The organism is Paracoccus sp. (in: a-proteobacteria) (assembly GCF_030538495.1).
Classification (GTDB): Bacteria; Pseudomonadota; Alphaproteobacteria; order Rhodobacterales; family Rhodobacteraceae; genus Paracoccus.
The window spans coordinates 31,955-50,013 of the sequence record NZ_JAUNTW010000009.1 but is presented as its reverse complement, the minus strand read 5'-3'; the positions used below and the strand labels follow the sequence as shown (position 1 = coordinate 50,013).

General features: G+C 63.6%; 18 protein-coding genes. 9 read left to right on the top strand and 9 right to left on the bottom strand.

Annotated elements, in window-relative coordinates; translation table 11 throughout:
* Nucleotides 1-96 precede the first annotated feature (96 nt).
* From Q4G20_RS10020 to Q4G20_RS10010, 3 genes are read left to right on the top strand one after another with little or no spacing between them, the layout of a single operon-like run.
* The gene (locus tag Q4G20_RS10020) at nt 97-984 is read left to right on the top strand and encodes a 2-dehydro-3-deoxygalactonokinase (protein ID WP_303343305.1); all 888 of its coding nucleotides are present in this window, start codon (nt 97-99) and stop codon (nt 982-984) included.
* On the top strand, nt 981-1,580 hold the full coding sequence (locus Q4G20_RS10015; protein ID WP_303343304.1) for a 2-dehydro-3-deoxy-6-phosphogalactonate aldolase: 600 nt from the start codon (nt 981-983) through the stop codon (nt 1,578-1,580). The genes Q4G20_RS10020 and Q4G20_RS10015 overlap by 4 nt, the downstream gene beginning before the upstream one ends.
* On the top strand, nt 1,562-2,425 hold the full coding sequence (locus Q4G20_RS10010; protein ID WP_303343303.1) for an SMP-30/gluconolactonase/LRE family protein: 864 nt from the start codon (nt 1,562-1,564) through the stop codon (nt 2,423-2,425). Before Q4G20_RS10015 ends, Q4G20_RS10010 begins: the two co-directional genes overlap by 19 nt.
* Here Q4G20_RS10010 and Q4G20_RS10005 read toward each other — a convergent pair.
* The 5 genes from Q4G20_RS10005 to Q4G20_RS09985 all read right to left on the bottom strand — a co-directional run bounded on the left by Q4G20_RS10005 (nt 2,422) and on the right by Q4G20_RS09985 (nt 9,334).
* A complete protein-coding gene (locus Q4G20_RS10005) occupies nt 2,422-4,044 on the bottom strand; it encodes a hypothetical protein (RefSeq protein WP_303343302.1) in 1,623 nt (540 codons plus the stop codon). The two genes, Q4G20_RS10010 and Q4G20_RS10005, sit on opposite strands and share 4 nt — an antisense overlap.
* Nucleotides 4,041-4,859, bottom strand: a complete 819-nt coding sequence (locus Q4G20_RS10000; protein WP_303343301.1) for an alpha/beta fold hydrolase — start codon at nt 4,857-4,859, stop codon at nt 4,041-4,043. The genes Q4G20_RS10005 and Q4G20_RS10000 overlap by 4 nt, the downstream gene beginning before the upstream one ends.
* A 12-nt stretch (nt 4,860-4,871) precedes the next feature.
* A complete protein-coding gene (locus Q4G20_RS09995; RefSeq protein ID WP_303343300.1) occupies nt 4,872-6,596 on the bottom strand; it encodes an alpha/beta hydrolase in 1,725 nt (574 codons plus the stop codon).
* Between the two features lie 108 nt (nt 6,597-6,704).
* Entirely contained in the window at nt 6,705-7,691 is a 987-nt protein-coding gene (locus Q4G20_RS09990) for a P1 family peptidase (protein WP_303343299.1), read from the bottom strand.
* Complete coding sequence (locus tag Q4G20_RS09985) at nt 7,688-9,334, bottom strand: thiamine pyrophosphate-binding protein (protein WP_303343298.1); 1,647 nt, start codon at nt 9,332-9,334, stop codon at nt 7,688-7,690. The genes Q4G20_RS09990 and Q4G20_RS09985 overlap by 4 nt, the downstream gene beginning before the upstream one ends.
* Before the next feature lie 79 nt (nt 9,335-9,413).
* Here Q4G20_RS09985 and Q4G20_RS09980 point away from each other — a divergent pair, with 79 nt between their 5' ends.
* The 6 genes from Q4G20_RS09980 (at nt 9,414) to Q4G20_RS09955 (ending at nt 15,097) form a co-directional block, all read left to right on the top strand.
* Complete coding sequence (locus Q4G20_RS09980) at nt 9,414-9,866, top strand: low molecular weight protein-tyrosine-phosphatase (protein WP_303343297.1); 453 nt, start codon at nt 9,414-9,416, stop codon at nt 9,864-9,866.
* 34 nt (nt 9,867-9,900) lie between these two features.
* Nucleotides 9,901-10,371: an SsrA-binding protein SmpB gene (gene smpB / locus Q4G20_RS09975; protein WP_303343296.1), complete on the top strand. Its 471-nt coding sequence runs from the start codon at nt 9,901-9,903 to the stop codon at nt 10,369-10,371.
* A 67-nt stretch (nt 10,372-10,438) separates the two neighbouring features.
* On the top strand, nt 10,439-11,635 hold the full coding sequence (locus Q4G20_RS09970; protein ID WP_303343295.1) for a multidrug effflux MFS transporter: 1,197 nt from the start codon (nt 10,439-10,441) through the stop codon (nt 11,633-11,635).
* Nucleotides 11,636-11,773: 138 nt separating this feature from the next.
* Complete coding sequence (locus Q4G20_RS09965; protein WP_303343294.1) at nt 11,774-13,171, top strand: short-chain fatty acyl-CoA regulator family protein; 1,398 nt, start codon at nt 11,774-11,776, stop codon at nt 13,169-13,171.
* 182 nt (nt 13,172-13,353) lie between these two features.
* The gene (locus Q4G20_RS09960) at nt 13,354-14,631 is read left to right on the top strand and encodes a DUF5930 domain-containing protein (RefSeq protein ID WP_368660789.1); all 1,278 of its coding nucleotides are present in this window, start codon (nt 13,354-13,356) and stop codon (nt 14,629-14,631) included.
* Nucleotides 14,621-15,097 carry a polymer-forming cytoskeletal protein gene (locus Q4G20_RS09955; protein WP_303343292.1) on the top strand — a complete coding sequence of 159 codons (477 nt, stop codon included), beginning with the start codon at nt 14,621-14,623 and terminating at the stop codon, nt 15,095-15,097. The genes Q4G20_RS09960 and Q4G20_RS09955 overlap by 11 nt, the downstream gene beginning before the upstream one ends.
* A 66-nt stretch (nt 15,098-15,163) precedes the next feature.
* Here Q4G20_RS09955 and Q4G20_RS09950 read toward each other — a convergent pair whose 3' ends face one another.
* The 4 genes from Q4G20_RS09950 to Q4G20_RS09935 all read right to left on the bottom strand — a co-directional run bounded on the left by Q4G20_RS09950 (nt 15,164) and on the right by Q4G20_RS09935 (nt 18,013).
* On the bottom strand, nt 15,164-15,964 hold the full coding sequence (locus tag Q4G20_RS09950; RefSeq protein ID WP_303343291.1) for a DUF2189 domain-containing protein: 801 nt from the start codon (nt 15,962-15,964) through the stop codon (nt 15,164-15,166).
* Between the two features lie 63 nt (nt 15,965-16,027).
* Entirely contained in the window at nt 16,028-16,519 is a 492-nt protein-coding gene (gene coaD, locus Q4G20_RS09945; protein ID WP_303343290.1) for a pantetheine-phosphate adenylyltransferase, read from the bottom strand.
* A 78-nt stretch (nt 16,520-16,597) separates the two neighbouring features.
* On the bottom strand, nt 16,598-17,059 hold the full coding sequence (locus Q4G20_RS09940; protein WP_303343289.1) for a CBS domain-containing protein: 462 nt from the start codon (nt 17,057-17,059) through the stop codon (nt 16,598-16,600).
* 54 nt (nt 17,060-17,113) lie between these two features.
* The gene (locus Q4G20_RS09935) at nt 17,114-18,013 is read right to left on the bottom strand and encodes a LysR family transcriptional regulator (RefSeq protein WP_303343288.1); all 900 of its coding nucleotides are present in this window, start codon (nt 18,011-18,013) and stop codon (nt 17,114-17,116) included.
* Nucleotides 18,014-18,059: the final 46 nt, after the last annotated feature.

The window sequence follows — 18,059 nt, the reverse complement described above, 5'->3', positions numbered from 1 at the left end:
CCCTGCTGGTTGTGCTTGACACCTTACGCCCCGGCGCGCATTGTTTCAATAATCAAAACGCAGTTCCATTATGCGGAACTTTGAGAAGGGGCCATCATGACCACATCCGTTGATTGGATCGCCGCCGATTGGGGAACGTCGAATATGCGGCTGTGGGCCATGGCGGGCGACCAGATCATCGACATGCGCGCGTCCGATCGTGGCATGGCGGGGCTGGCTCCGGCTGATTTTCCGCGCGTGCTGGCGGAACTGACGGCGGGCTGGCCCGATGTGCCGGTCGTGGCCTGCGGCATGGTCGGCGCGCGTCAGGGATGGGTCGAGGCGCCCTATACCCTCGCCCCCTGCCCCGCGCTGCCGGCGCTGATCGCGGCCCCCGGCGACCGCGTGGTGCGGATCGCCTGCGGTGTCCGCCAGACCGCCCCCGCCGCCGATGTCATGCGCGGCGAAGAAACGCAGATCGCCGGATTTCTGGCGCAGAACCCCGGCTATGACGGCGTCCTGTGCCTGCCGGGAACCCATACGAAATGGGTGCATGTGTCGGCGGGCGAGATTTGCAGCTTTAAAACCGTGATGACGGGCGAAATATTCGCGCTGCTGGCCACGCAATCGGTGTTGCGTCATTCGATGACGGCGGACGGCATGGACGCCGCCGCGTTTGAGGCCGCCGTGGCCGATGCGCTGTCGAACCCCGCGCAGGCCATGGCGGGGCTGTTCGCCATCCGCGCCCAAAGCCTGACCCAAGACCTGCCCGCCCCCGCCGCCCGCGCGCGCCTGTCAGGCACGCTGATCGGGGTGGAGCTGGCGGCGGCGCGGCCATGGTGGCTGGGCCAGCAGGTCACGCTGATCGGGGCGGATTATGTGGCCGATCTCTATGCCAAAGCCTTGCAATTGCAGGGCGTTCAGGCCGACCGATACGACGTGGCGCGTGCGACCTTGGCCGGGTTGGCCGCCGCATGGGCCGCATATCAAAAGGAAGCATCATGACCACGCCCATCATCGCCATTCTGCGCGGCATCACTCCGGTTGAGGCCGCCTCCGTGGGCCGCGCCTTGGTTAACGCCGGCATCACCACGATCGAGGTGCCGCTGAATTCCCCCGACGCGCTGCGGTCAATCGCGAACCTGATCGAGGCGCTGCCGGATGCCGATATTGGCGCAGGCACCGTTCTGACCACCGAACAGGTGGCGCAGGTGGCGCAGGCGGGCGGGCGGCTGATCGTGTCGCCCAATTGCGACGCTGCGGTGATCGCCGCCACGCGCGCCGCCGGGCTGGCCAGCTGGCCCGGCATCATGACCCCGACCGAGGCCTTTGCCGCAATCGCCGCCGGCGCATCGGGGCTGAAGCTGTTTCCCGGCGATCTGGTCGGCACGGCGGGCCTGCGGGCGATGCGGGCAGTGCTGCCGCGCGACATGCCGTGTTATGCGGTCGGTGGCGTGTCGGTCGGCAATATGGCCGAATGGCGCGCGGCGGGGGCGAATGGCTGCGGGATTGGCACCTCGCTCTATCGTCCGGGCGACGACGCGGCGACGGTTGGCGACCGCGCGCGGGCTTTAGTGCAGGCATGGAACGCGGCCGGATGATCTTTGACCCGACCCCCTGCATGCTTGGCGAAGGGCCGCTGTGGCATGACGGCCGCGCCGAGCTGATCTGGTTCGACATCGTCAACCGCCGCATGTTCGCGCGCGGGTTGGACGCCGCGCAGGCGCAACGCTGGGACTTTGACAGCATGGTGTCGGCGGCGGGGATCGTTGATGACACCCGCCTGATCGTCGCGTCGGAAACCGCGCTGAGCGTCTTTGACCTGACCAGCGGCGCATCGGTGCGGCTGTGCGATCTGGAACCCGACCGGCCCGACATCCGGTCAAATGATGGCCGCGCCGACCGCCAAGGCGGGTTCTGGATTGGCACGATGGGCAAACAGGCGCAGCCCGGCGCGGGGTCGATCTGGCGGTGGTATCGCGGCGAATTGCGGCGTCTGTTCAGCGGCTTGACGATCACCAATGCGATCTGTTTTTCGCCCGATGGCCGGTTCGCGCAGTTCACCGACACCGTGGCGCGGGTGATCTGGCGGGTCGAACTGGACGCCGAGGGCTGGCCGCAGGGTCAACCCGCCGCCCTGATCGACCTGTCCGCAACCGACCTGAACCCGGACGGAGCGGTGACGGACGCGGGCGGTCATATCTGGGTGGCGCAATGGGGCGCGGGCCGCGTGGCGCGCTATGACGGGGCGGGGGCCTATGTGGGGCAGGTCGCTGTGCCGGTGGCGCAGCCGTCTTGTCCGGCCTTTGGCGGTGCCGATCTGACGACGCTGTTCGTGACCACGGCGCGACAGGATCTGGCCGATCCCCGCGCGGCGGATGGCGCTGTCTTTGCCCTGCCGAACACCGGCACGGGCCTGCCCGAAGGCCGCGTTCTGTTGCCCTAATCAAGCCCCGCAAAGACCCCCTGCGACAGCCGGTAAAACGACCCCGCCGGCACCTGCACCAAATCGCGCGCGCGCAGCAGATAGGTTGCGCCCGCCGGGGGCGCGGGGTCGATAAACCCATCGGCGACCGGCTGCCCATCGGCCAGCGGCTGCCACGCCGCGTCCGGGCCATCAGCGCGAAAGGCCAGCACCTGCGCGCCCGGCGGCGCGGTCCAATTCAGGCGCATGCCGTCCCCCGTCGCGGTCGCGCGGGCATCCGTCACGGGCTGCCCCGGAAACGCCCGCAGTGTCGGATCGCCCAGCAGGTTCACCCAGATCGAGCCGACCCAATCATAATTCCCCGTCGTCAGATAATCGCGCGTTTCCGACGCGCGCTGACTGGCGCGGCCGTTATTCACCGTGCGCAGATGCGCCTGACCGATGGTTTCGCCCATGGCCATGCCGTGCAATTGCCATGACGGCCGCCCGCCCCATCCGACCGCCAGAGGACCGGGCCGCGACAGCATCACCGTCATCGTGTTGTCGCGGGCGTCAAAGATTTGCTTGTAACTGCCGAAATTCAGGGCAAAAACCGGCGTCGGGCTGTTGTCGCGATAGGCCGCCGCGCGCGGGCTGCCAAAGTCGATGCCCCACAGAAATGGCCCATCCTGTGCGGTGTCGTGATGGGTGCCGGTGCGGATCGCGTCCGGCCCTACGATGTTGCGCAGAGCGTTGCGTTCCACGACCAAATGCCCCCGCCCCCCGGCATAGGCATGGCGCAGATCGCCCATCCGCCCGTGCCGCCACGCGTGATTGCGGTCGAAATAGGCGCGCAGCAAGGGGACTTCGTCGCCATAATCGGCGGTCAAATTGGCGAAATCAATGCGTCCGATCTGCGCCGCAATCCGATCGGCGGGCAGGACGGACGGGGCCAGTTGCACCACCCCATCCGGTCCCTGTGCGGGGCGCCACATCCCCACCGGGTCGGCATAGAACAGATCCGTGGGCATCGCGCGCGCGCCGTGACCATCGGGGTTCACCATCCCGCTGCGCACGACCGGGACGTGACCGACCAGAACCACCGTCCACGGCGCAAAGGGATCACCCTGCATCTGCGCCGCGATCCACGCGCGCAATTCAAACGCTCGGGTCAGGTTTTCGCGGCCATCGGCCACCCCGCGCGGGGCCAGATGGCGCGTGACGCGATAACCCGCGCCGGTCAGGTCGGCCTGAAACCGGGCCAATTCCGGGGCCAGTTCATCGGCCAGACTGTCGTCAATAACCAACAGCGCGCGGCCCTGATCCGCGCGGGCCGGAACGCCCTGCCCCGCCGTCCAGTAACCGGCATGGATGCGGTCGCGCCCGTGTATCAGAACCTGATATTCCCACGCCCGCCCCGGCGCGATGTCATCCAGCAGCCGATGCGTGGTCAGCACCGCGGGGTGATGGGCCTGCCATTCACCGCCGCCCAATTCGCGGCGAAACAGTTCCACCCGCCCCCGGACATCGGGCCATGACAGCCCCAACCGCGTGCGGTCATCCGACCATGTGGCGGTGATTTCCAACGACGCCGCTGGTTTGGCCGCCGCCCAAACGGGCAGCAAGCACAGCATAAGCGCCGCCAGAAACCGCGTGATCACGCAAGAAACCGTTTGATCAGTTCGCCCACCTCTTCGCGCAGCGAATACATCAGCAGATGCCCCGCCGGATAGACCTTAAGCTGAGCGTTCGGGATCATCTCGGCCAAGGCGATCTGGTTCGGCAACGGGATCAGCGCGTCAAAGGTGCCGCCGATGATCTGGGTCGGATGTTCAATTTCACGCAGGAACGGGATGCTGGTCCAACTGCACATCGCATTCACCTGCGCGATATAGCCGTAATAATTCGGCTTAATCGCCCGGCGCGAATATTCAGCGAACATCGACGGGGCCAGCAACGCTTCGCCCCCATACATCAGCGGGCCGATAAAGTTGCCATACAGTTTGTTGCTGTAGCGCATCGGAAACAGAATTTCCGAAATCGCAATCGGCGTCCCCCACCATGTCAGAATCCCACCGGGCGAGGTGATCGACAAAATCAGCCGCCGCACCCGTTCAGGATAGCTGTGAACGAATTGCTGCGACACCGCCCCACCCCAGCTGATGCCCAACAGGTCAACCTGTTCGATGCCCAACTGATCCAGCATATCGGCCACGGCATCCGCATGTTCGGGGATGGTCGTCTGATGCCCCTTTGGCACCGACGACCGCCCCACCCCAATCGCGTCAAAGGATATAATGGGCCGATCGCCCAATTCATCCATCAACGGAAACAGCATCTCGACCGCTTGGCCCAGACCGTTGCAGATCAACAGCGGGATCCCGTCGGCATCCATGTTGCGCGCATAGACCCGAACCCGGTTTTTGCCGATCTTAAGATAGCTGAAACCGTTCATGGAAACATTCACATCCTTCATCGACGTTCCTTATTACTTGCCGTCCTGGGCGCGTTCTTCCAGCACATAAGTGCCGGGGGCCGCATCCAGTTCCTTATATTTGCGGCTGCCCAGACTGCTGGGCTTGCTGCGGGTATCGCCGCCGCTGGCCTGTTCGACCCAGTTCAGCCAATGCGGCCACCAGCTGCCTTCGGTTTTTGTGGCGCTGTCTTTCCATTCCTGCGGATCGTCAATCGTGGTGTCGCCGGTCCAGAAACTGTGCCGCGTTTTGGCCGGGTGGTTAATCACCGTCCCCGACACATGGCCGCCGGTGGTCAGAATAAATTCCGGCTGCCCCGTCACCAAATGCGACGAAATATACGACGTCGTCCACGGCACAATATGATCGCCCGTTGCCGCAACGAAACAAACCGGCACGTCGATATTGCGCACATCCACCGACCGACCAAGGAACGTCAGACCGCCCGGTTCGCGCAATTTGTTTTTGACATACATATCTTCGGCGAATGTCGAATACCATTTCGCGGGCAGGTTCGACGTATCCGCGTTCCAATACAGAATATCGAACGGCGTCGGAGCTTTCCCCTTCAGGTAATTGCCGATGACAAATCCCCAGATGGATTCATTCACATGCAGCATCGCCATGGCGCGGGCAATATCACGCCCCGGTGCCAGTTTGACCGTTTTCAGCCGCGTGTTATAGGCATCAACCTGCGGCTGATCAAAGAACACCCCCAATTCGCCGGGATCGGTGAAATCAATCAGCGACGACATAAAGGTGGCCGAGCCGATCTTTTTCTTTTGCGCGTCGGTCATAATGGCCAAAGCGGCAACCGACATGCTGCCGCCATTGCACCATGACAGCAGATCGACCTTATCCGATTTCATAATATCGCCGGCGACGTCCAGAGCGGTGAAAATACCCTGTTCGATATATTCATCCCAGCCGTAATCGGTCATATCCGCGCCCGGATTGCGCCAGGACACGATAAACACCTGATTGCCCTGTTCCAGCAAATACCGGATCATCGACTTTTTTTCGTTGATGTCGAAGATATAGAATTTATTCACACAAGGCGGCACAATCACAATCGGGTTCGACCGGATTTGCGGCGTGACGGGCGTGTATTGGATCAGTTCGATCAGATCGTTGCGGAACACCACGGCGCCGGGGGTGGTGGCCAGATTTTCGCCCACCTTGAACGCGGTTTCGTCGGTGGTCGTGATATAACCTTTTTTCAGGTCGGCCAGCAGGTTCTGGAACCCTTCGACCAGCGATTGACCGTTGGTTTCTTGCGCCAGCTTCAACACTTCGGGGTTCAGATGCAGGAAATTCGACGGCGACATCGCGTCGGCGGCCAGCCGGGTATAGAAACTGAATTTGCGCTGTTCGTGATCGGGCAGGCCCGCATTATCCGCAATTTCCGCCATAGCGCGCGCGGTCAGTTCATAGGACTGACGCAGGAACGGATAAATGCCGCTGGCCCATTCATCGGCCTTGAACCGGACGTCGCGCGACGGTTCAATTCCGCTGACCGGCGTCATCCACAATTTGGCCATTTCGCGTTGATAGGCCAGCCAGCTATCGGTCCACGCCTTTACGGCGGCGGCACTGGGCATTGCAAAAGCCTGCAAGGATTTCTGGAAATTATCGGTCATCGCCTGCATTTGCTGGGCATCCATAGCCCGGAATGCCGGGTGCGTTTCGGCGGCATTTTTCATCATGCTGGAAACGGCTTCGGTCCATTTCGTGTCCATCGGGGCCTCTTGTCGCGGGAATCGGGAAAAATGGGCAGTCAACACCCAGCTTTACGCCCTTTCCCGCAGCATAACAATCACTGCATGTTATCAGCTAACACAGGTAATCTAAGATTCGGTTAACGCGGTCCAGCTCGGTTGCGGGTCATGGGGCTGTGACGTTGCGGCATAAACGCCGCGCGCAATCGCCCGCGCCAGCACACAGGACGCCGCGTGGCACAGCGCGAAAGCGTCGCCATCACCCACAGCCCGCGCGCCGGTCGAGGCGGCGAAAATCAGATCGCCGTCCAAGGGCGTGTGGCTGGGGACCAAGGCCCGCGCCATGCCGTCATGCGCCGCCGTGGCCAGCCGCGTTAACCCGGCCTTATCAAGGGCCGCATCGGTGGCGATAATCGCAATGGTCGTGGCCTGCCCCAGTTCTTTGACAGGCGCGGGTTCATGCGCGGCGTCAAACCGGGCGGGCAGGCCCAAGCCCCCGAATTCGCCGCCCAATTCCCACGGCGCCGCCCAGAAATGGCGCGACCGTCCCACCGTGGGCGAACCCAATGCGTTCACCACAACCAAGGCCCCCACCGTCGCGCCACAATCCAGCACGGCGGACGCCGACCCCAACCCGCCGCGCAGCCAGCCGGTCATCGCGCCATATCCCGCGCCCGCGGTGCCGATGGCAAAATCCGCCCCCGCCGCCCGCCACGCCGCCGCGCCCAAATCGGGATAGGGGTTCGCCGTCCACGCCTTGTCGCCGCCATTGGTCAGGTCGAACACAATCGCGCCCGGCACGATTGGCACGCGCGCGTCACCCACAGTAAAGCCCCGCCCCGCCGCGTGCAGCGCCGCCATCACGCCGTCGCACGCCGCCAGACCAAAGGCCGACCCGCCCGACAACACCAAGGCATCGACCGCAGGCACCAGCTTATCCGGGGCCAGCAGGTCGGTGTCGCGCGTTCCGGGCGCGCCACCCATGACATGCACCGCGGCGGGAAATGGCGCGTCGGCGGTCAGCACCGTGACCCCCGACCGCAGGCCCGCATCATCGGCATTGCCGACACGCAACCCCGCCACATCGGTGATCAGATTGCGAGGGCCGGGCTTCATTTCTGCGCCTTGGCCCGCACTTCGTCCAGCGTGGCAAAGGTTGTCAGCGCCTGCGGGTCCAGCCTCAGTTCAATCACCGCCAGCGTTCCGGCATCACGCGCCTGCGCAAACGCATCTGCGAAATCGGCATCGTCCTGGACCACCACACCAAACCCGCCATAAGCGCGGGCAAGCGCGGCAAAGTCCGGGTTCGCCAGATCGGTTCCCGACACCCGCCCCGGATAGTGCTTTTCCTGATGCATCCGGATCGTGCCATACCGCCCGTTATTGGCGACAATCACAATCGGTTTGGCCCCATATTGCGCGGCTGTGGATAATTCGTTCAGCGTCATCTGAAAACAGCCATCTCCGGCCAGACACACGACCACCCGGTCGGGCTGATCCAGACTGGCCGCGATCGCCGCAGGCAAGCCATAGCCCATCGTCCCCGAGGTCGGCGCAATCTGCGTTTTCGCGCGTTTGAACGTGAAATAGCGGTGCAGGAACGCGGCATAGTTGCCCGCTCCATTCGTGAGTATCGCGTCATCGGGCAGGTTGTCGGACAGCCAGCGGATCACACGCTCCATCTTGACCGCGCCGGGGGTTTCGATGGGCTGTTGCCATTCGGTGTAATGCGCACGCAGGCGGGCGGTCCAGTCGTCCCAGCGGCGCGGCGCGGGGGTGTCCGCAAGACAGCGCAGCGCCGCGCGGGGGCAGGCCGGAATACCGGGATCGGCGCGCCACAGATGCCCGATCTCGTCGGGGTCGGGGTGGATGTGGATAATGCGCCGCCCCTGCCCACGCGGATTCATCAGGTCGAACCCTTGGGTCAGCGTGTCCCCCAGCCGCGTTCCCAAAGCCAGAATGACATCACTTTCCCGCAGCGCATCGCCCATGCGGGTGTTCATGCCCACGCCCAAATCCCCGGCATAATTCGGCAGACGGTTGTCCATATAGTCCTGACGCCGGAACGGCACCGCCACGGGCAATCCCCACGCATCGGCAAAGCGCGCCAGATTGTCGGCATCATCCTGCGTCCAGCGAGACCCGCCGGGAATGACCAGAGGACGTTCCGCCCCCGCCAAAGCATCCGTGATCGCCGCCACCTGATCGGCGGACAGCCCCATCATCGGGCGCGGCGCGGGGGTCAGATTGGGGGCGTCGGTATCCGCGGCCAGCATGTCTTCGGGCAGGGACAGAACCACCGGGCCGGGACGCCCCGACTGCGCCAGATCAAAGGCCCGCGCCATATATTCCGGGATCCGGTCGGTGTCGTCGATTTCCGCCACCCATTTCGCCAGACCGGTGAACATCTGGCGATAATTGACCTCTTGGAACGCTTCCCGGTCGCGGTCGGGGCGGGCGATTTGCCCGACAAGCAGGATCATCGGCGTGCTGTCCTGTTTGGCGACATGCACGCCCGCACTGGCATTGGTCGCGCCGGGGCCGCGCGTCACCAGACAGACTCCGGGCCGGCCCGTCAGTTTGGCATAGGCTTCGGCCATCATCGCCGCCGCGCCTTCGTGACGGCAGACGATGTTCTGAATATCGCTGTCATGCAGCCCGTCCAGCACCGCCAGATAGCTTTCGCCCGGCACGCTGAACACGCGCGTAATGCCCTGCGCCTTCAGCGCGCTTACCAGAACCTGACCACCATGCCGCATCGACCCACCCTTTTCGTTGTTCGCATTTCCGATTAGCGTTTCATCAGTTGTCAACGCTGTCAAACGCCTGTGGGGTCCAATGCGCGCGGTTCTGTTCGTCTGTCTGGGCAATATCTGCCGTTCGCCGCTGGCCCAAGCCGCGCTTGAGGCGGAATCCGCCCGCCGCCGCATCCCCGTTCACGCCGACAGCGCCGGAACCGGAGGCTGGCACGCAGGCGATCCCCCCGATCCGCGTTCGGTGACCTGTGCGGCGTCGCATGGCATCGACATATCCCATCAACGCGCGCGACAGGTGACGCGCGATGATTTCGACCGTTTCGATATGATCGTGGCACTGGACCGCCAGAACCTGCGCGATGTGCGCAGGGTCCAACCGCCGAACAGCCGCGCGGAACTCTCGCTGCTGCTGGATCACGCCGGGCGTCCGGGTCAGGATGTGGCCGATCCGTATTATGGCGGCCCTGATGGCTTTGACGCAGCATGGCGTGACGCAACGGCAGCCGCGCGCGGGATCATGGATCAGCTTGCTTGATCTTTGACCCCGCCACGCCTATCTGTGGCCGATCATGGCAAAAGAACCTGAAAATTACAAAGTCATCGCGGAAAACCGCCGCGCGCGCTTCGATTATTTCATCGAAAGCGATCTGGAATGTGGCATCGTCCTGACCGGATCCGAAGTCAAATCTCTGCGCACAGGGCAAACCAACATTGCCGAAAGCTATGCCAGCATCGAAGACGGCGAATTATGGCTGATCAACGGCTATATCTCGGCGCTGACTCATGCGGGGGTGTTTGGCCATGACGAACGCCGCCGCCGCAAATTGCTGGTCAACCGGCGCGAGCTGGCCCGCATGTGGCAGGCCGTCGGGCGCGAAGGCATGACGCTGGTTCCGCTGGTCATGTATTTCAACCACCGTGGCCGGGTAAAACTGAAAATCGGCGTCGCCAAAGGGAAAAAGGTCGCCGATAAACGCGAAACCAGCGCAAAACGCGACTGGAACCGCCAGAAACAGCGTTTGCTGAAACAGGGCGGCTGACCGGCTTGTGTTCCGGGGCGGGGCGGGGTCTGATGGCACCGCAATCCCGCACGATACGGAACCTATGATGCGACCACCACGAACGCCTCCGCATATTCTGACGCTGGTCGTGCTGTCGGGGCTGGCGGCGCTGTCGATGAATGTGTTTTTGCCGTCTCTGCCGGGGATGGCGCGGTATTTTGGCGTTGATTACCGCGTGATGCAGTTGTCGGTGACGGCCTATCTGGGGGCCAGTGCGGCGCTGCAATTGCTGGTCGGCCCGCTGAGCGACCGATTCGGGCGCCGCCCCGTCACCATCGGCGCGCTGCTGATTTTTTTGGGCGCGACGCTGGGCAGCCTGCTGGCGCCGACGGCGGGCTGGTTTCTGGTCTTTCGCATCGCGCAGGCGGTTGTGGCCACCTGCATGGTTCTGTCGCGGGCGGCGGTGCGCGATATGGTGGCGGGTGATCGCGCGGCCAGCATGATCGGCTATGTCACCATGGGTATGTCGCTGGTGCCGATGATCGCCCCCAGCATCGGCGGAGCCCTGGACGAAGCCTTTGGCTGGAAAGCGAATTTTTCCATGCTGGGACTGGCGGGTGCGGCGGTTCTGGTGCTGGTCTGGTTCGATATGGGCGAAACCGCGCAGGCGGGCGGCACGCCGCTGCGGCAACAGTTTCGCAGCTATCCGTTGCTGGCGCGCTCGGTGCGGTTTTGGGGATACTGCCTGACGGCCACGCTGTCATCGGGGGCGTTTTTCGCCTATCTCGGCGGCGCGCCGTTTGTTGGCGAAGTCGTGTTTCACCTGACGCCCGCGCAGGTCGGATCTTGGTTTGCCGCGCCTTCGGTCGGGTATCTGGCGGGGAATTTCCTGTCGGGCCGCTGGGCCGCGCGGGTGGGCGTGAACCGCATGGTGTTTATGGGCGCGCTGATCACGGCGGGGGCGATGATCCCGGCGCTGCTGGCCGATCTGGCGGGGGTGCTGCGCCCGCTGATCTTTTTCGGCGCGGTCGCGGTGATGGGCTTGGGCAACGGGCTGGTGCTGCCCTCTGCCAATGCCGGGATGATGAGCGTGCGGCCCGAACTGGCCGGCACCGCCAGCGGTCTGGGCGGCGCGATGATTATTGGCGGCGGCGCGTTGCTGGCCGGCCTGACCGCGGCGCTGCTGACCGAAACCAGCGGGGCCACGCCGCTCTTGGCGATCATGTCGGGGTCGGGTCTGGGCGGAATCGCGGCGATTTGGTGGGTGATCCGCCGCGAAAGGCAGATTTTTCCGGGTCTGTGAACCGAAACTTAACCCTTCTGCCCCATGCTGGGCGGTATGAAGCTGTTGATTCTGATTCTGGCCCTGTGGCCGCTGCACGCCCTTGCGGGCTCGCCTTTGCAAAGGGTAGTTCCGGTTTTGCAAAGCGACGGGGGAATCATGGCAACGCAGAAAATCTATGCTGGCAGCGCGCTGCGGGATACACGGGCGCGGGCGGGGCTGACGCAACGGCGCTTTGCCGACACGCTGGGCGTGTCGCTGCCCTATCTGTCGCAGATGGAAAACAACCACCGGCCGATCTCTGCCGGGGTTTTGCTGCGTCTGGCGCAGGAATTTGGCGTTGATCTGGGAACGCTGGCGGCGGGTGATGCCGAACGCATGGTCATCGACATGCAAGAGGCATTGGCCGATCCCCTGTTCGACGGCGCGCCGCCGCTGGCCGATCTGCGGCTGGCCGCGACCAATGCGCCGGGGCTGGCGCGGGCGTTTCTGGATTTGTATCGCGCGCATCGTCAGGGTCAGGAACGGCTGGCGGCACTGGACCAAGCCATTGGTTCCGCAGGGCAAAGCAGCCTGATGACCCCCTGGGACGAAGTGCGCGATTTCTTTCATTACTGCGATAATTACATCGACGCCGTGGATCGCGCGGCAGAACGGTTCGCCTGCCCCGACGGCACCCGCGCCGATCCGTGGCAGGCGGCGGTTGCCGCGCTGCACAGCAGCGGCGCGCAGGTTGAATTAACCGAACTGCCCGCCAATTCCGTGTTCCGCCGCGACGGGTCGCGCCTGTTGGTCAATGCCGCCGCCGAAGAACCCACGCGCCTGTTTCAATTGCTGCATCTGGTGGCACTGGAACGATATGGCGACCTGCTGGGGGCCACGCTGGATCTGGCGCGGTTTCGCAGCGACACCGCCCGCGACATTGCCCGCGTGGGCTTGGCCAACTATTTCGCCGGTGCCGCGCTGATGCCCTATCGCGCGTTTCAGGCTGCGGCGCAGGCGGAACGGCACGATCTGCAACGCCTGTCACATCTGTTCGGCGCGTCACTGGAGCAGGTCGCGCATCGCCTGTCCACGCTGCAACGGCCCGGCGCCAAGGGCGTGCCGTTTTTCTTTGTCCGCGTGGATCAGGCCGGGACGATCACGAAACGCCATTCCGCCACGCGCCTGCAATTTGCGCGCTTTGGCGGGGCCTGTCCGTTGTGGAATGTGCATCGCGCCTTTGAACAGCCGGGGCGTTTTTTGCGGCAACTGGCGGAAACGCCGGACGGGATGCGGTATCTGCTGCTGTCGCGCGACGTGTCCAAACATGCGGGCGCGTTCAACGCCCCGGTGCGCCGTTTCGCCATCGGTCTGGGATGCGAGGTGACGCAGGCCGAGGGGATGGTTTACGCCGACGGGCTGGACCTGACGAAACCGCGCGCCTTTGAACCGATTGGGATTTCCTGCCGAATCTGTCCGCGCCCCGACTGCCATCAACGATCCGTGCCGCCCATTGACCGGCCGCTGTCCATTCCGACGGACCGCAACGGCCCCCTGCCCTATGAAATTGTATGAAGACGCACAGTTATCCACAGATTTTCGGCGGATTTTTGCGCGGACCGGCGGCTATCCGCGCAAGGACGGCGCGGGCCTATGCGGCGCGGTTGCACCACTCGGTCGAAAAAGCTTTACCAACGGCCAAATCCCATTCGTCGATGTAATCGAACGCCCAAGGACACCTGAACCACATGACCGTTATGAACCGCATCAACGCCTCGCTGGAAAAATGGTTCCCGGAAAAGCGTCTTTTTCTGCGATCCGATGACACAACGCGGTTTGTGCGGCTGCGTCCGGTGACGCAACTGGCGGGTCTGGGGGGTGGGGCCTTGGTCTTTGGCTGGACGCTGGCCGCCAGTTCGATCTTGCTGATTGATGCGGTCAGCGCGGGCGGGTCGCGCGATCAACTGACGCGCAGCCATCAGGCGTTTGAACAGCGTCTGGAACAACTGTCCGCCGAACGCGACGCCCGCACAGCCGAAGCGCAGGCCGCCCAAGCCCGCTTTGCCGTCGCCTTGGAACAGGTGTCGCAAATGCAGTCGCAACTGCTGGCATCCGAAGAACGCCGCCGCGAATTGGAAACCGGCCTGACGGTCGTGCAAACCAATCTGCGCGACGCCATCGCCGACCGGGACGAAGCGCAGCGCCTGACCGATGTCGACGCCGCCACGACCGACCGTTCCGAAGAATTCAACGTCGCCCTGGATATTCTGTCGGGCGAACTGAAACAGGCCAGCGCCCAGCGTGCGCAGGCGGTCGAGGACGCCGAACTGGCCCGCATCGCGGCTTTGGAACTGCGTGTCGAACGTGACCAGATCATCGCGCGCAACGACGAAATTCTGAACCAGCTGGAAAATGCGGTGACGGTGTCGGTCAAGCCGCTGGATAACGTGTTCCGGTCGGTTGGCATGAACCCCGATCAGGTTCTGCGCACCATCCGCAACGGTTATTCCGGTCAGGGTGGCCCGCTGACGCCGATGTCCTATTCCACGCGCGGCGATGCGGCGCTGACCGATGGCGAAACCAAGGCGCGCCAGATCATTGTGACGCTGGACCAGATGAACACCTATCGCATCGCCATGGAGAAACTGCCGCTGGCGATGCCGGTGAAGCAGAATTTCCGCTATACCTCGGGTTTTGGTCGCCGTTGGGGCCGGATGCACGAAGGTATGGACATGGCCGGCCCGGTCGGCACGCCCATCTATGCCACGGGTGACGGCGTGGTGGTCCATGCCGGGCGTCAGGGTGCCTATGGCAACCTGATTAAGATTCAGCACGAATTGGGGACCGAAACCCGTTACGCCCACCTGAACCGAATCAGCGTTCGTGTTGGTCAAAGGGTGTCGCAAGGCGAACGGATTGGTGATATGGGGAATACCGGACGCTCGACCGGGCCGCATCTTCATTACGAAGTTCGCATGAACGGTCGCGCCGTAGACCCGATGAGCTTCATCAAGGCAGCTGAAAATGTTTTCTAAGACCCGAGTGACTGAAAATCGCCCCCAAACCCCCGCAGAATCGGCGCCCACACCCGCGCCAGAACGTAACGAAATGCCTGCACCCGCTGCACCATCGCCGCGCGCGCGCACCGCGCCGTCGGTCCTGTCGGCGGATCTGACGGTTGTTGGCAACATCAAGACCCAAGGCGACATCCAGATCGAAGGCACCGTTGAAGGCGACATCCGCGCGCATCAACTGACCATCGGCGAATCAGCCACGATCAAGGGCGAAATCGTCGCCGATGATGTGGTCGTGCATGGTCGTGTGGTTGGCTGCGTTCGCGGGCTGAAGGTCCGGCTGAGCGCCTCGGCCCGCGTCGAAGGCGACATCATCCACAAAACCATCGCCATCGAATCGGGTGCCCATTTCGAGGGTTCGGTTCGTCGCGAAGAAGATCCGCTGAACAACGGCGGCACCAAAAAGCTGGCGCCTCCGACCGAATAATGCCGTCGGAATAATGCGGCACCCCAAAACAAAAGGCCCGCCGATCTGGCGGGCCTTTTCGTTTGCTTATTCGTCATCCGGCATCAGGCGGCGATACAGGTGCCAACTGGCGTGGCCCAGCACCGGCATCACGATGAACAGCCCCAAAAACGCCGGGATAAAGGACAAAAACAGCATCCCCGCGATCAGCGCCGCCCAGACCATCAGCACGCCGAAATTCTGACGCACGGCGTCCACGGATGCGATGATGGCGGTGATAAAGTCCACCTCTCGGTCCAGCAGGACGGGCAGGCCCACCACGGTAAAGGCGAACAGCACCGCCGCGAATCCCGCCCCCACCAGTGTGCCAAAACTCAGCATCATCAGGCCACGCCCCTGTAACAGCATCTCGGGCGAGGTGGTGATGTTGGTTAAGGACGCCGTTCCCATGAACAGCGCGAAGGTCGTATGCGCCACAAACACCCAGAACATGAACATCAGCAGAATCACCATCGCCATGGACGGCATCTGGCGGTCCTTTTGGCGAATCACCACGCGGATGATGTCGGGCCAGATCAGCGGTTCACCTGATTCGATGCGGCGGCTGACCTCATACAGGCCCACGGCGGCGAAGGGCGCGATCAGCGGAAAGCCCGCGATGAATGGCAGCAGCCACCAATCCTGACCGGACGCCACGGCAACCAGCGTCAGCACCATGCCGCCCGCGACGTAGAACGCCGAAAACAGCAGGCCAAAGGCTGGTGCGCGGCGGAAATCGCGCCAGCCCGCCGCCAGCGACGCCCAAATGTCGGACATAGCGATCTGCGCGGGTTCTGGCAGAATATCCGGTTCGGTCTGCGCGGCCTGCGGCATGTCGGAACGTGTCATCTATCCCCCCATGATTTTGCGATCAGATTAGGAGGGAAAAAACCGTGCCGCAACCGAAACGGGTCAGGTCAGGCGGCTGACCAAGGCATCGCGCACCGCAGGGCTGACGAATTTCGACACATCGCCGCCCAGCCGCGCGATTTCTTTGACCAATTTCGACGCAATCGCCTGACGCCGCGCATCGGCCATCATAAAAACGGTTTCCACGGATGAATCCAAGGCGCGGTTCATCCCAACCATCTGAAATTCATATTCAAAATCGGCAACCGCGCGCAGGCCGCGCACAATCACCCCGGCCCCCACATCGCGCGCGCAGTCGATCAGCAGGTTTTCAAACGGATGCACCAGAATCTCGCCGCCCGTGCGCGCGACAATCGCGTCACATTCGGCCTGCACCATGGCAACCCGTTCTTCCAGCGTGAACAGAGGCCCCTTGTCGCGGTTAATCGCCACGCCGATCACCAGACGATCGACCAAAGCCATGGCGCGTTCGATAATGTCGGTGTGACCCAAGGTGATGGGGTCAAACGTGCCGGGATAAAGGCCAATACGCATAATGAAGGCGTCCTGATGTCAGCGTTGCCACAGGGAAACCGCATTTGCCCGCCGAATGCAACCCGGCGGGCCACGCCGTTACGCGCCCATGATCATGCCGGTCAGGGCCTCTTTTTCCGCGGCCAGTTCGCGCAACCGGCCGCTGACCGCGTCCCCGATGGACACCACGCCCAGCATATGGCCGTCATCATCGACGACCGGCATGTGACGGAACCGGCCTTCGGTCATGCGTTCCAGAATGGTCAGGGCGTTTTCGCTGACCACGCAGGTTTGCACGGCGCGGGTCATGAAATCGCGGATGGGCTGGTCCAGCACCTCGGGGCCGCGGGTGCCAAGTTGTTTCACAATGTCACGTTCGGACAGGATGCCTTCGGGCTTTTTGCCGTCGGACGAGACCACGACCGCACCGATTCGCTGCGTCGCCAGCAGCGTGGCGGCGTCGTTCAGCGTGGCGTCGGGTTTGATGGTGATGATGCTTTCCGCCTCGATCCCCGGCTTGCTGGACGTGGTTTTCATCGACAACAGTTGGTTAACAAGCATGGGCGCCCTCCTCCGGCATGGTTGGGTTCATCATTTTCGCACAATCTCGCCGCGTCAAGTGCCACGATGCGCCTGCGCCTGTAATCGCGCCACCTCGGCCCGGATGCCGGTTGCCAGTTCGTCGGCCAGAACGGTCATGCGGCGGGATGCGCGGTCGTCGGCGTGGCGGATCAACCAAAAGCTGCGGGTCAGCGCGATGTCACCCGGCAGCACCACCCGCACGCCGGGGACAAAGGGCAACGCAAAATCATGCGCAATCGCCAGCCCCGCCCCGGCCCGGATCGCCTGCATCTGGACGGCCACGGAATTGGAACTGATCTGCGCCGCATCCACCCCGGTGGCCGACAGATAATCCAGTTCGCGGTCGAAAATCATGTCGGGGATATATCCGATCATCTGATGCCCGCGCAGGTCGGACAGCGCGCGGATGGGCGGATGCGCGGCCAGATAATCGTCATGCGCGGCCAGATGCAGGGTGTAATCGGTCAGCCGCTGCACCACCAGCCGCCCGGTATCGGGGGGAGATACGGCGATCGCCATGTCGGCTTCGCGTTTCGACAGGTTGACGACGCGCGGCAGGGCGACGATCTGAACCTCAAGCCCCGGATGATTGCGGCACAAATCGCGGGCGACTTGGGGCAGGATGAAATTCGCGCAGCCATCGGGCGCGCCGATGCGCAGCTGCCCGGTGATGCCGGTGTCGCGCGCCAGCCCGTCAATCGCCGCCGCCGCCGCCTGTTCGGCGGATTCCGCCGCCGGAACCAGACGCGCGCCCGCCGGGGTCAGGGCGTAACCCTGCGGCGTTTTCGCAAACAACCCCGCGCCGACCGCCTGTTCCAGCCGCGCAATCCGCCGCCCCACGGTGGATGCATCCATGCCCAGCCGCCGCCCCGCGCCCGACAGGCTTTCGGCGCGCGCGACCGCCAGAAAGATGCGCAAATCGTCCCAATCCATCGGCCCCACCTTTGCAAAAATGCAAAACGCTTTTGCCGGTATTCCC

Excerpts from the sequence above, each read along its gene's own strand:
- Q4G20_RS10020 (WP_303343305.1), top strand. The coding sequence starts at position 97 with ATGACCACATCCGTTGATTGGATCGCCGCCGATTGGGGAACGTCGAAT.
- Q4G20_RS10015 (WP_303343304.1), top strand. The coding sequence starts at position 981 with ATGACCACGCCCATCATCGCCATTCTGCGCGGCATCACTCCGGTTGAG.
- Q4G20_RS10010 (WP_303343303.1), top strand. The coding sequence starts at position 1,562 with ATGGAACGCGGCCGGATGATCTTTGACCCGACCCCCTGCATGCTTGGC.
- Q4G20_RS10000 (WP_303343301.1), bottom strand. The coding sequence starts at position 4,859 with ATGAAGGATGTGAATGTTTCCATGAACGGTTTCAGCTATCTTAAGATC.
- Q4G20_RS09995 (WP_303343300.1), bottom strand. The coding sequence starts at position 6,596 with ATGGACACGAAATGGACCGAAGCCGTTTCCAGCATGATGAAAAATGCC.
- Q4G20_RS09990 (WP_303343299.1), bottom strand. The coding sequence starts at position 7,691 with ATGAAGCCCGGCCCTCGCAATCTGATCACCGATGTGGCGGGGTTGCGT.
- Q4G20_RS09985 (WP_303343298.1), bottom strand. The coding sequence starts at position 9,334 with ATGCGGCATGGTGGTCAGGTTCTGGTAAGCGCGCTGAAGGCGCAGGGC.
- Q4G20_RS09980 (WP_303343297.1), top strand. The coding sequence starts at position 9,414 with ATGCGCGCGGTTCTGTTCGTCTGTCTGGGCAATATCTGCCGTTCGCCG.
- smpB (WP_303343296.1), top strand. The coding sequence starts at position 9,901 with ATGGCAAAAGAACCTGAAAATTACAAAGTCATCGCGGAAAACCGCCGC.
- Q4G20_RS09970 (WP_303343295.1), top strand. The coding sequence starts at position 10,439 with ATGCGACCACCACGAACGCCTCCGCATATTCTGACGCTGGTCGTGCTG.
- Q4G20_RS09965 (WP_303343294.1), top strand. The coding sequence starts at position 11,774 with ATGGCAACGCAGAAAATCTATGCTGGCAGCGCGCTGCGGGATACACGG.
- Q4G20_RS09960 (WP_368660789.1), top strand. The coding sequence starts at position 13,354 with ATGAACCGCATCAACGCCTCGCTGGAAAAATGGTTCCCGGAAAAGCGT.
- Q4G20_RS09955 (WP_303343292.1), top strand. The coding sequence starts at position 14,621 with ATGTTTTCTAAGACCCGAGTGACTGAAAATCGCCCCCAAACCCCCGCA.
- Q4G20_RS09950 (WP_303343291.1), bottom strand. The coding sequence starts at position 15,964 with ATGACACGTTCCGACATGCCGCAGGCCGCGCAGACCGAACCGGATATT.
- coaD (WP_303343290.1), bottom strand. The coding sequence starts at position 16,519 with ATGCGTATTGGCCTTTATCCCGGCACGTTTGACCCCATCACCTTGGGT.
- Q4G20_RS09940 (WP_303343289.1), bottom strand. The coding sequence starts at position 17,059 with ATGCTTGTTAACCAACTGTTGTCGATGAAAACCACGTCCAGCAAGCCG.
- Q4G20_RS09935 (WP_303343288.1), bottom strand. The coding sequence starts at position 18,013 with ATGGATTGGGACGATTTGCGCATCTTTCTGGCGGTCGCGCGCGCCGAA.